The organism is Ktedonobacter sp. SOSP1-85 (assembly GCF_016587415.1).
Lineage (GTDB): Bacteria > Chloroflexota > Ktedonobacteria > Ktedonobacterales > Ktedonobacteraceae > Ktedonobacter.
Map to the genome: position 1 here is coordinate 1,375,107 of NZ_BNJI01000003.1, position 12,787 is coordinate 1,387,893.

7 protein-coding genes are annotated in these 12,787 nt (G+C 52.8%); 4 read left to right on the forward strand and 3 right to left on the reverse strand.

The window, feature by feature from the left end; translation table 11 throughout:
* Positions 1-236: 236 nt before the first annotated feature.
* Entirely contained in the window at positions 237-4,271 is a 4,035-nt protein-coding gene (locus KTE_RS44065) for a DUF6788 family protein (RefSeq protein ID WP_201393469.1), read from the forward strand.
* On the opposite strand, the gene KTE_RS44070 is transcribed toward KTE_RS44065, so the two are convergent.
* From KTE_RS44070 to KTE_RS44080, 3 genes are all read right to left on the reverse strand, one after another.
* Entirely contained in the window at positions 4,263-4,964 is a 702-nt protein-coding gene (locus KTE_RS44070) for a DinB family protein (protein WP_201393471.1), read from the reverse strand. The genes KTE_RS44065 and KTE_RS44070 overlap by 9 nt on opposite strands.
* Positions 4,945-5,301: a hypothetical protein gene (locus KTE_RS44075; RefSeq protein WP_201393473.1), complete on the reverse strand. Its 357-nt coding sequence runs from the start codon at positions 5,299-5,301 to the stop codon at positions 4,945-4,947. Before KTE_RS44075 ends, KTE_RS44070 begins: the two co-directional genes overlap by 20 nt.
* Positions 5,302-5,524: 223 nt before the next feature.
* Positions 5,525-6,766, reverse strand: coding sequence for a YbfB/YjiJ family MFS transporter (locus KTE_RS44080; RefSeq protein WP_201393475.1), 1,242 nt, complete (start codon positions 6,764-6,766; stop codon positions 5,525-5,527).
* Positions 6,767-7,468: 702 nt separating this feature from the next.
* Between KTE_RS44080 and KTE_RS44085 the strand changes: the two genes are divergently transcribed.
* From KTE_RS44085 to KTE_RS44095, 3 genes are all read left to right on the forward strand, one after another.
* Positions 7,469-8,758, forward strand: coding sequence for a class II fructose-bisphosphate aldolase (locus KTE_RS44085; protein ID WP_201393477.1), 1,290 nt, complete (start codon positions 7,469-7,471; stop codon positions 8,756-8,758).
* A gap of 89 nt (positions 8,759-8,847) precedes the next feature.
* On the forward strand, positions 8,848-9,705 hold the full coding sequence (locus tag KTE_RS44090; RefSeq protein WP_201393479.1) for a DMT family transporter: 858 nt from the start codon (positions 8,848-8,850) through the stop codon (positions 9,703-9,705).
* A 125-nt stretch (positions 9,706-9,830) separates the two neighbouring features.
* Complete coding sequence (locus KTE_RS44095) at positions 9,831-12,611, forward strand: LuxR C-terminal-related transcriptional regulator (protein WP_201393481.1); 2,781 nt, start codon at positions 9,831-9,833, stop codon at positions 12,609-12,611.
* Positions 12,612-12,787 lie beyond the last annotated feature (176 nt).

Consider the following 12,787-nt stretch of genomic DNA (forward strand, 5'->3'; position numbering starts at 1 on the left):
TTTTCGTACGTCTTATATTTGTGTGGCTAAAAAATAGAAGAATTAGGAAATATGTGGTATTTTTATCAGGTAGAGTGCTGAAATTTAGCATTTGAGACGCTATAATGGAAGATAGTACGCTTTTCTTTATATTACTACATTTGACTGCCCTTATCCCCCATGGTTCCTTGTCTCCTAGCCTGGCGGCAATGAGCTATTCATCTTAGACCTGGCGGTGTTTCGGTAAGGAGGGAGCCTTGAGTACGAAAATAACCTATCACCAGCAGGTGAGCTACTGTGGTAAGCCAACGTGTAGCCGCTGCCGCGAAGGGATCGGCCACGGCCCTTACTGGTATGCCTACAAGACTGAGAATGGCCACACAACGCGTACATATATCGGCAAGGAGCTTCCCCCCGAGGTGAAGGCTACACAGGAGGAGCTGGCTGGTATGCAACTGGATAAATTGTCGCCACGCGTGACGAGCGCCGCAGCCCTGGAGAGTGGCTCGGCCTTCTTCCGTGCCCATTTGCTGGGGCAGCTACGCCTGGAGCGTCGCGCGCAACGCCAATGGGCTCCCGTGACCGAGAGCGAATGGCGACAGGGGACACTCCGCACGCTCTTCGCGTACCTGCTCTGCCAGCCCGGACGTTGTGCCAGTAAGCAGGATATCGTGCGCGATCTCTGGCCTGCCGCTGGGGTCGAGGCCTGGTCACTGCTGGATAAGACGCTGGGCCACCTGGAGCATGAGCTGGCGATTCCCCTCTCCATGAAAGGCGGGAAGGCGACGGCCCGCCAGGCACGTGCGCCGCAGCCTCTAGTACGGATCACGGAAGACGAGGTTATCCTGGCGGGACAGGCTCAGATCTGGGTAGATGCCGATGGCTTTGAGCAACTAGTAGGCGTACTGACAAACTCAGCTACTAGCGAGCCAGGATCAGAGCGTGAGCAGTTGCTGGTACAGGCCGCCACACTCTACGGCGGAGATCTTCTACCTGAGGAACGCCAGGCCTCCTGGCTGCTTGAACGTCGCCTACGCCTGCGCCGGGCCTGGCTCTCGCTTCTACTTGAGCTGACCGATCTCGCCATAGGCCGTCAGGATTCGCTGGGTGCCCTCAAGATGTTAGATCGTGTGCTGGCGGTCGACTCCCTCAATGAGCAGGCGGTGCAGCGCTCAATCTATCTGATGGCGCGTCTTAACTGGCGCGGTGATGCGCTGCGTGCTTATAAGCGCCTGGAAGGGGAGCTGCTCCAGGAACAGGGACGCAGGCCCTCGCCCGAAACCCGCGAACTCTATGACGCTGTGCGCAATGGACGTGAGCCACAGCCTGTCTTCGCCTCTACACCCGCCACTCCCCAAACGGCTCATTCGGTTCCTGCGGCTCCTGCATCCCCCACGGCCTCTGTACCCCCAGTAGCCGCGTACGCCAGTAGCGGACTCCCAGTCCAGATTGGTCGCCCGCGCCAGAGTCCCCTCGTAGGGCGTACCAGCGAGCTAGAGACGCTGTATAGCTTACTCGACGAGGTGGAGCAGCAGGGGCGCCAGGCATATCAGTCACAGCGCCAGGTCACGGGCCTGCCACTGGATACGCAGCGTCGTCCGCAATGTGTCTTTTTAATGGGGGTGACAGGTATTGGCAAGACGCGCCTGGCGGAAGAGATGGCGCGCCAGGCACGTCTGCATGGCTGGAATATCGCCTGGAGTCGTGTTTACCATCAAGAGAGCGGTATTCCTTATCACATCTGGACCGATGCGCTCCGCAAGACCATCGCCGAGGCCAAGCTCTTCTCGGATATATTCGCCTCCTTTGGTACTCATGCGCAGCTAGCGGGTTCATCCTCGCTCGCGGCGCCGGGTACGCAAAGCTCGCGCCTTGCTCTCCAGGAGCGCACACAGGTGGTGACCCAGGAGCAGAAGAACCTCTCGCGCTCCACCAGGGGTCGCCCACGGCGTGCGCCTCGTGAGATGCCATCCGCGTCAGAGGCGGTACCTACCGCTTCACTACAACTTCAGCCGTTGGTAACCCTTCTGCCTGAGCTAGCCTCGCTGGTACCTAATCCGCGTGGCACCCTTATGCCCTTCCTCTCGCCTGAGCAGGAGCAGTTACGCCTGCACGAGGCCGTACGTGATCTCCTCTTCGCCGCCAGCGAGGCCGCGCCCCTGCTCGTCGTACTGGACGATATCCAGTGGGCAGACGCCAGTAGCGGTGACTTGCTGGGTTATCTCGCGCGCCATGCAGCGGGCCGACCCCTGCTCTTCGTTGCCACCTGTCGCGAGACCGAGTTGCCGGAGACGCACCCTTTGCGCAACCTGATCAACCATATGCAGCGTGAGCACTCGGTGCGTACTCTCCAGATCGAGCCGTTGAGCAGCGAGGAGATCGCGCGCCTGGTGTCGCATCTGCCAGAAGACATGGTCCAGCGCATTCAATCGCAGGCTGCGGGCAACCCCTATTTCGCGGAAGAGCTGGCGCACTCGACACCTCCTACCCTGCCCTCGTCCATCACTGCCGCGCTTGAGCATCGTGTTCGCACATTAAGTCACGCCTGCCGACAGTTGTTGGGGAGCGCCGCCGTGCTGGGAGGATCGTTCGAGTTTACTACACTCTATGCCATGGAATCTGCCTCCTCTAGCCCGGTCAATGAGGATACCGTGATCGAGTATCTGGAAGAGGCCCTGGAATCTGGCGTATTGAGCGAGGAGCGTGTAGGCGTACGTGCTATCTATCACTTCTGGCATCCCCTGCTGGTCAACCATCTGTATGATCATGTCTCCGCCGCTCGTCGCGCCCGCCTGCACCAGCGGGCCGCCAACGTCTTGCAGGAGATGTATGAGGGGCATGAAGACGAGGCTGCCGCGACCATTGTGCGCCACCTCGTCGCCGCAGGCGCTCCCGCGGAACGGGTTGTCTACTATGCGCAACTTGCCGCCGAGCATGCCTATGCCCTGCCTGCCTATGCCGAGGCCGAGCGCCACTATCGGCTAGCCCTGGAGCAACTCGATGCGCCGGAGCGTCCCTTCGCCAGGCGTGACAGCTCGGCTGTTATACCTGAATCAGAGGCGCAACATAACCTGCGCCTTAGCCTCCTTGAGCGCCTGGCGGAGTGTACCATGATTCGCGGGCACTTCAGCGAGGCCCGCGCGCTCTATGAGCGCGTCTTACAAATGCGCGACTCAGAGCAGCCTCTGGCGCCCTTTGAGGCCCAGAAACAGGCCCTGCTCTGGGGCGAGGTTGGTCGCTGCTGGCGCAATGCCAGCGATACCAGTATGGCTCGCACCTGCTGTGAGCGTGGCGAGCGCGTCTTGAGGGAGGCTGGCATTACCAGTGGACCCGCCTGGGCGCGCCTGCGTTACCAGCAAGGCAGCATCTATCGCATGGAGGGACGCTATCGCGAGGGTCGCCAGGCTGCACGTGAATCGCTGGATTTCTTCGATAGTCAGCAGACTATGCACCTGGTGGGCCCCATTATTCAGGCCACGCGCCTGGAGCGTGCCCTGGCTGGTGATCCCGTCGACCTGGGGAATACCCACCGTCTCCTGGGATCACTCTCCGACGCCGAGGGACACGCCGAAGACGCCCTGGAGCACCTGGAGACCGCCCTCATCATCTTTGAGCAAGCCGAGCATAAGCGCTTGATCGCGCACGTCTGCTGCGACCTGAGCTATGTGCAGATCAAGAAAGGCGACTTTGAGGATGCCCAGGCCAGGCTACGTCACTCTCTCAACCTGGCCCAGAGCGTCGACGACGATCCCCTTATCGGCGTCATATGTAGCAACTACGGCGAATTGTATGCCATGAAAAACGAGCTGGACGAGGCCGAGAATTGGTATCGCCGCAGCCTGTCCTATGCTCATAGCCATAAAGACAAGGTCTATATCAGCCAATGGAATAGTCGCCTGGCCGCCGTCCTCCTTGAAGAGGACAAACTTGCGGAGGCTGCGAACTGCATCGTACAAGCCGTCAGGATCGCCCGTGTTATCCGCAACAACCCCAGCCTGGGGCGTGCCCTTGTCAGCCTGGGAAATTACCGCATTGCAGAAGCCCTGGGCATGGAGACCCTGCCCACCATTCGCCGTCGCCTGCTCACACACGCCCTGCATAACCTGAAGCGTGCCCTCGCCCTCGAAGGTCTAGAAGCCGAGACCCGTGTGCGTGCTCATTTGGCCCACGCCCACGCTGAACTCCTCCTGGAGCAGCCTGATGCCCGCGAACACTTGCACCAGGCCCTCCACGAGGCCCGTGCCTGCGACCTCGTTCCCCTCGTCCAACAAAGCGAGCGCCTATTAGTGTAGTTCGACCAGGTCGGGGTCGGTGGGAGCAAATTCTCTGCTTTCAGGATAGAGTTCGAAGGCCTGTTGTAGCGTAGGTTTGGCTTTCTCTAGCTGGTCATGCGTAGCGTAGAAGCAGGCCAGGTTATAGAGCATATAGCCCTTCAAGGTGTCGGGTACCTCGCCCTCTACGACCCTGCCTGCCCAGGCTTCATATGTGTGTAGCGCGCCTGCAACATCGTGCCGGTCGAGGAGATAATATCCCAGGTGAATCTGGGTATGCTCGTAACAATTTCCCATAAAGGAGAGGTAGAGTGGCATACCTTCTTGCGCCCAGTCGAAGCGTTTGAAGGCCGTCAAATCCTCTTCTGAGAATTGCTCGGTCAACGCGATGAGATCGGCGTATACCTGGTTGGATTCAGCGAGAATATCTGGCCAGGCGCGATAGCGGTTTTCCTCGAAGACAACGGGATTAATCTGCTCAAAATGCCCAATTTCCTCCGGCTGTGGCTCCTGGCGTAACTGGGCCTGCAACTTGAGCACGAGTCGCTGGCGCCAGAATGACAGATGTGCCACATGGTCTTTAGCAGACCAGCGGTCAGGCTCGCCAATAGCAGCCAGCTCGGCGGAAGGCAGTCCCTGAAAAAAGGCATTCTGGTCAGCCTGTGCCTGGCGTAGGAGATCGAGTAAAATGGGTTTAAAAGCCTGTTTGCTCATGGTTATTTTTCTTCCTTGCATTGTTTGAATGAAATGGGAACATACGCAAGGCATACATAGCCCTGCAAGCAATATCCAACATCCCGATATCTAAAGATGGGGGAGCAAGAGGAGGCAATGCACCGGAAGAGAGGATGTAACGCTTGCCTATCAGCAGCAAATATTCCTGACACCTGAGGTGCAGAGCCCCATTGAAGGCCTGAAGAAACGGCTCATAAAGCGCACCTCCTTTCAGTCTAGCAAAAACATCATCCAATAAGCCAAGTATACCAGAACGCCCCGCTTCTAGCAAGGTAAAAAAAAGAGTAAGGGACCTGCTACATGAGGATACAATCATACCGAGGCATCGCAAAGACGAGAGAAAGAAGGAGCGGACGCACCATTTGATTGCTAGGTGCGCCGCTTCTCTTGCATACAGCAAACTTGCTTCTACAGGACCTTTGCAGAGCGGGAATACTCTCGCTGAATAATATATACGCCGAACCACTCAATTTAAAGAAATGCTGGGGCGTTTTGGCCTGGAAGCATCTCTTGGAGACAAGCAGAGCAGCCAGTATCACTTAAGATGAACGAATTGTACTATGGTCTTTATGACCTGTATTGCTGTCCTGCTTATGTTCCTCCAAAAGACGATGTTCTTGCTGAAATACCGCGATCACGAGAGCCAGTAATAACAGGATGGGTGCTAGCCAGACGCCAGCAGAGACATTTCCTGTGTAATCAGAGAGCCATCCTGAGAGGACAGGACCTATTGCTTGACCGACGGCAAAACCAGCTGTCATAATGGCAATCCCAGCCGTCCAGAAACTGGAAGGAAGATGGCGACGGCACAACCCTGTAACGGCGGTTGGTCCAGCCATGAAACTGCCACCAAAGATGATAGCTGAGACTAATGCTGAAGGGAAGCCAGGATAGAGAAGCACCGGAAGCGTCCCGATGAGGACGATTGCAGACACGATTGCAGGCCCCCAACCGCCTTTACACCGGGCAAGGATTGGCCCCCATCCCAGAGTTGATAGGGCAGAAGCAATTCCCAGAATGATAAAGAAGAGAGCAGACATCCAGGGGGTGGCACCCTGTGCATGCAGCAAAGCAATTACAAATGTCATGTACGTCACGTACCCGGCACCAAAGAGCAGGTATCCAAAGAAGGTCGGGCTCAGCTTACGGAAATCGCCTAGCCTTAACATGGCGCTCCCCTGCGTGTTTTGCTTTGGAAGGGTTCTATAGGCGAGCCAGGTGGGGATTAGAGCAACCAGCGCGGCAACCCCCAAAATGATCCAACCAAGACGCCATCCACCCGAACCACTGGTGAGTGCGGTAGGCACGACGATGCCAGAAATGATAATCCCAAGTCCTGGGCCAGTAAAATAGACTGGCATCAATGTTGGGCGTATGCGAGCCGCTAGGGCGGAACCAAGTACAAAAGTGATCGCTGTGCTTATGCCTCCAATGAAACGCAACACGAGCAACATTGTGTACGTGCTTGTCGCACCACTCAGAAGGAGGATAAGAGCGCTGATGGTCATACTTCCCAGGAAAGTCAGGCGGTTCCCAAAGCGTTGTGCAACCCAGGCAGTGATTAAGGTTCCGATAATATAGCCTATCGCGTTTGAGGTATTGAGCCCACCTGCCTGGGCAAAATTCCAGTGCAGTTGTTCGCGCATAGGCGGAAGCAAGAGAGAATAGGCAAAGCGAGAAAAGCCGAGCGCGACGACAGGCCCTAGCGCAAGCCCCAGAGCTGCGAACATTTCGCCCAAGCTAAACCGTTCTCGTGTTCGTGTCGTTCCCATTGTTGCCATACCATGTATCCCTTTGTAGAAAGAATAAGTGTAATAGTGTTCCTCGCCTCAAAATTAACTGGTAGTGTCACAGCGAAGAAACATGTCAGGTTTGATCATGTCCTGATAAAAGAAGAGAATCGTAAGGATAGTTTCTAAACTAATACAGTTATGAAAACTGTCCTTCTCTCTCTTACCTAATGCTTTCCAGCGAAAGGTTTTTTGGTAGAGGGAAAAATGCGGGGACACCCCGCGCCCCGGCAGGGGAGGCCCCTGCACCCCTTTTTCCTAAGACCTTGCGTTTTTCTGCACTAAGGAGCATTGATCTTTGACCGCTAGTATAGGTTCCTCACTTGTCGTTGTCATGGCCAAAAATAAGTAACATATGAGGCGTAATCTGCTCTTTGCTCAAATTAATTATGGCCTAAAGTAAGTAGTACGCGAAGCTTCATTGTAAATGGTGCTGGGCGTTGGCATGGAGGAAGCTGAGGGAAACAAGGTTACATCTTTTTAATCATAGGCGATACACATTTTAGGCCATGACACGTCGCGAGGTACGTCCTATACTACTGGTTGTAAAAAAGGAGACAAACCAGTATAGACTGATCCTTCTCCTTCGATTTGTGACACCTATAGTACACAACTTCAAGCATAGGAGTAATGCTCAAAAGTGAGCATTACTCCTATGCTCAAGTAATTGTTCAAGATGAGGAGGGATAGAGGATGTACCAATCAATTGAGGAATTACAAACCGCTCTCTCGCGGTTTACGTATAGGAACGCCAATACTCTGCATATTACAGATGAGCAGGCTCTGCGAAACACAGGCATAGATGATCTCATCTTTACAGCCGTCTTTGCGAGCGATTCAGATCTCAAAACCAGGGCACGTGCAGCCATTCGACAGATCGCGGAAAACCAGGGCATTTATTCCGCCTCTCTTCACTCCTACTACCTGGCGATTGGCAGTGGAGAGGTTCTCACAAGCGCTACGGTTCCCGCGATCAACCTTCGCGCTATGACCTATGATGTCGCACGCATCATCTTCAAGTTGAAAATGGAGCACGCTATTGGTCCACTGATCTTTGAGATCGCCCGTTCTGAAATTGGTTATACTGGTCAGCGCCCGGACGAATATGCGAGTGTGATCCTGGCGGCAGCGATCAAGGAAGGATACAGAGGGCCGGTTTTCTTACAAGGCGATCATGTCCAATTGGATGCCAGTCACTACAAAAAGGATGCTCTGAGAGAGTTACAGGCCGTGAAAGCACTTATTCAAGAAGAGTTTGAGGCAGGCTTTAGAAACATCGATATTGATGCCTCGACGCTAGTTGACCTCAGCAAGACGCAGCTAGAAGAGCAGCAGAAAGAGAACAATCGTGTCACAGCAGCATTAACTGCATATATTCGCTCACTGCACATACAGGAGACAGTCTCAGTTGGCGCAGAGATAGGTCATATTGGAGGGAAAAACAGTACGCCAGAGGATTTAGATGCCTTTATGCATAGCTATATTCAAGCCATAGGAACACAATTTCCTGGTATCAGTAAGATTAGCGTCCAAACAGGGACCAGCCATGGTGGCGTACCCCTGCCTGATGGGGGGATGGCCGAAGTGAAACTCGACTTCTCAGTTCTCGAACGGACTGGGCAGGTCGCGCGTGAGAAGTATCACATCGGTGGAGTAGTACAGCACGGTGCGTCAACACTTCCTAACGAACTCTTTGACCAGTTTCCCAGGCATCAAACGCTTGAGATTCACCTGGCGACTGGCTTTCAGAATACGCTCTACGCCAGCTTGCCAGAGGAATTGCGCACACGCATGTATCAGTGGGCTGAGAATAACTGCCGGGGGAGTGGGAAGAGGGATGGAACAAGCAGCAGTTCATCTATAAGACACGTAAAAAGGCCTTTGGACCTTTTAAGGAGCAAATGTGGTACCTCTCTAAAGAAGAAAAGCAGCCTATCAGGAAAGCACTTGAGCAACAATTTCGCTCTCTCTTTGAGAAGTTAAATGTCTTCAATACACAGTCTACATTGGCAAAGTATGTTTGAAGATTTACAACGAAAAACAGACTGGCTGTAAGGAGCAAACAAGCATCTATGGGAGGCATTTTAGGATTACTTGCCGCGATTGGTTGGGGAAGCGCCGATTTTCTTGCACGGTATGCTACGCGTTCTATTGGGAGTTATCGCACGCTCTTTTTCATTCAGTTCATTGGCCTGGCTGGTTTGAGTGTCATCATGGTTGCAACCGGGTCTCTACAATCTCTCTCTCGCTTGACGGGTGACGTCTGGATCTGGATGGGCTTGACCGCCTTCCTTTATACTGGAAGCACACTGGCGCTTTACCGAGCCTTTGAAGTTGGCAAGCTTGCCCTGGTTTCTCCTATCGCAGCCAGTTACGCAGCTCTTACGACGCTACTCGCGTTTGTGAGTGGTGAGCAACTTTCCTGGCTTCATGTATTGGGTATAAGTCTTGCTCTTGTGGGAGTACTACTCGCAGTCATTCCGCAAGCTTTAGGAACAGAGAAGTCTAAGACGCGATCCCGCGGCATTGGTTGGGCCATGGGTGCAGCCATCGGTCTGGGCCTCACCTTCTGGATCTTAGGTTTCCATATTACACCAACGCTGGGTGGGATCACGCCAATCTGGCTGCTCCGCTTGGTGGCACCAGTCCTGCTCATGTTAGGAGCACGTCCGCTTGGGCAATCTCTTGAGCTGCCGCCCCGCTCTGTCTGGAAATATCTCATTGGTATAGGTCTTCTTGATACGGGTGCCTTTGTCGCTAATGCGCTCGGGTTTACGCTGGCTCAAGTTTCCCTGGTGAGCGTGCTTGGCTCCCTCTTTAGCGCTGTCACCGTCCTACTGGCCTGGTTTGTCTTGCATGAACAACTCTTCTGGCGGCAATGGCTGGGAATTGGTAGCATTTTTCTAGGAATTTTTCTTGTCAATAGTTGAGACACCCTTTGCATCAAAAAGCAAGAAACTATGCTACCATATATTCGTGATAGTCATACTTTGGGTTTACTGGGCAGCATAAAAAAGAAACGAAAGGAAGTAGTTGTAGATGTTGGAGGGCGTATATGTTTATACACGATCCGTTGTTAGAGACCAAGTTTGCCATTCCCATTTCACCACATACCTTGATGACTCGTCCTCGGCTGACCACTCTGCTCAATCAAGGATTGCAGCGGCAACTACTTCTTGTCTCAGCGCCAGCTGGTTTCGGCAAAACAACGCTACTTGCACAATGGCAGAAAGCACTTTCGCAGAAGTCGGTGTTTACGGCCTGGGTAACGCTTGATAAAGGCGACAATTATCTCCTCTCCTTTTGGCGATATGTCCTTGCCGCTTTCAATAAATGTCAGGAAGGTATTGCCACAGAGGCATTAGATGCGGTCATGGCGCCACAGAAGCCGCGTATCGAGTATGTGCTTACGACCTTCATTAATGCCCTTGCAACAAGTAACGCGACCTGGGTGTTGTTTCTGGATAATTATCAGGCAATTACAGATCCAGAAATCCACGACTCGTTGACATTTCTTCTAGAACACCTGCCAGCACACCTGCATATTCTTCTGGCGACACGTGTTGATCCACCACTTCCTCTTGCTCGTCTGCGTGCTGGAGGTCAACTCTTAGAACTACGCACCGAACAACTGCGCTGTACACCCGAAGAGATGACGCGTTTTCTCAACGAAGTCATGGATCTCTCTCTCCCTCAAGACCTGGATGTCCAAAGCGTGGCCTCCACAGAAGGTTGGCTTGTTGGCTTGCAATTGATGGGCCTCTGGCTCAAAAAACAGCCTTATCCCTATGAGGCACTCAAGGCTCTTCATGGGAGTCACCGCTATGTCTTTGACTACCTGATGGAGGAAGTGTTGAGCCAGCAGTCTGAAGAGGTGCAGGCCTTCCTGCTACAAACCTCTCTTCTTGAGCGCCTTAGTGCCCCCTTGTGTGATGCCGTTACCGAGTCGTCCAATAGTCAAGAGATGCTTGAGCTTCTGGAGCGAAATAACCTGTTTATTGTGGCTTTGGATGAAAACAGATGCTGGTATCGCTATCAATCGCTCTTTGCGAAAACCTTACGTTATCGATTCGAACAGAGTGATACAGCACAAATTCACGCCCTGCATTTGAAAGCAAGCCGCTGGTATGCCAGAGAAGGGGCAATCAATGAGGCGATAAACCATGCATTGAAAGCACATGCATGGTATGAAACTGCTGCTTTGCTCGAACCTATTATCCAGAGGCTTCTCTGGAAGCGCTGCGAACTCCCAATTCTGTGGCAATGGCTTCAGCAACTCCCACAGGAGGTTATACGCATACACCCGTATCTGGGCTTGGCTTATGCGATGATCCTCTTCCTTACAACCTCGCCCGAAGAAGCTATCCCCTGGCTCCAGGCAACTCAAGAGGCTATAGCCGTCCACTCTCCAGCATATAAGGATGTGAGTGGCGATGTTCTCTCTCAAAATGCGTCATACGAGAAATTGCGTGGAGAAGTTACCGCTCTTGAAGCAATCATTACCAGTTATCGAGGTGCGGATACGGTAACGTTAGATCTCTGTTCCCAGGCATTGGCCTATCTTCCTGAAGAGGATAATAATGCTCGTGCGACCATCTTCCTGGCTCAATCCCTGGCTTATTTTGCGCAAGGACGAGCAGTAGATGCAACCTGCTGTGCGCTCAAGGCCTCCAGTTTTGCTCAAGAAGTAGGTGACATTCCAGGGGCGATCTGTCATCTGAGCATCGCGGCTTACTATCTTCTCTTGCGTGGTCGGCTTCAAGAGGCACACAACCTCTTACAACAGACATATCAACTTGGGAGAGCGCCTGGTAATTTCTCCTGCTCAGCTGTAGCCTGGGCAAATATGTGCCATGCTGAGATATTGAGAGAGTGGAATCGGCTCGATGAAGCCCTTGCGTTGACGTCTGAGGGCATGCCTTCAGAAGAACAGATTGAATTACTGATTCTACTGAGTACGGGCTACCTGCAGTTGGTACGCCTGTATCTGTCACGTAACGAATTAGATGCGGCTGACAATGTCTTTCAGCAAAAGAGGAAAAGTCCTTTACAGACTGATAGCACTAATCAACTTGCCTGGATACTCGCGGTTGAACAAGTTCGGCTCTGGATCGCACATGGAGAATTAGAACGCGCTAGCCATTGGGTACAAGAATTAGAGTGGCGCGAGAGGCCACGCTCGCTTTTTGCCTGTGAACGAGAGGGCGTTGCTCAAGCACGTGTTCTGCTGGCACAACATCAACCCTCTGAAGCTCTCGGGGTCCTTAGTTTCCTGTTACCACATGCTCAAGAGATGGAGCGCTGGGGAAACGTCCTCGAGATGCTGATTCTGCAAGCACTAGCCTATCACATGCAACAAGAAGAGATCCAAGCGCTCTCTATACTCGCACAAGCTGTACGTATCGCTGAGCCTGAAGGCTATATTCGCATCTTTGTCGATGAGGGAGCACCAATGCAACTCTTGCTCAGCAGACTCAAGGATATCGAGCAGAGACCTCCTCATTACTTAGACACGGTCCTTGTAGCTTTCAAAAGAGGAAAAGAGACGCTTTCCACTGGAAGTCAGGAACCAGGTACAGTATCAGTTATTGGAATTTCTTCAGGTCAGTATGCAGAGCACAAAATCATGCAACCATTAACTGAAACGTTAAGTACGCGTGAAATAGAGGTGCTTCAATTGATGGAGAAGGGAAAATCAAATCAAGAGATTGCCAAGGATCTGGTTATCGCGACTAATACAGCTAAACGACATGTGAGCAATATCTTTATAAAGCTAGGAGTCAACAGTCGCCTTCAGGCCGTAGCCCGAGCACGCGAACTTGGCCTGATCTTGTGATCCCCTTCCTGGCTGTGCGACTTTCCGAATCACAGTTGCTTGTCTAGTCCCCAAGAACCTAAACATGGAGTTGCTCCAATTCAGTAGAAGCCAAGAACAGAAGGAAAGTTTACTTTGCCTAGAAATTGAAGAGTATATCATGAATAGTATAAGATATATTATTAGCAACAATAGAG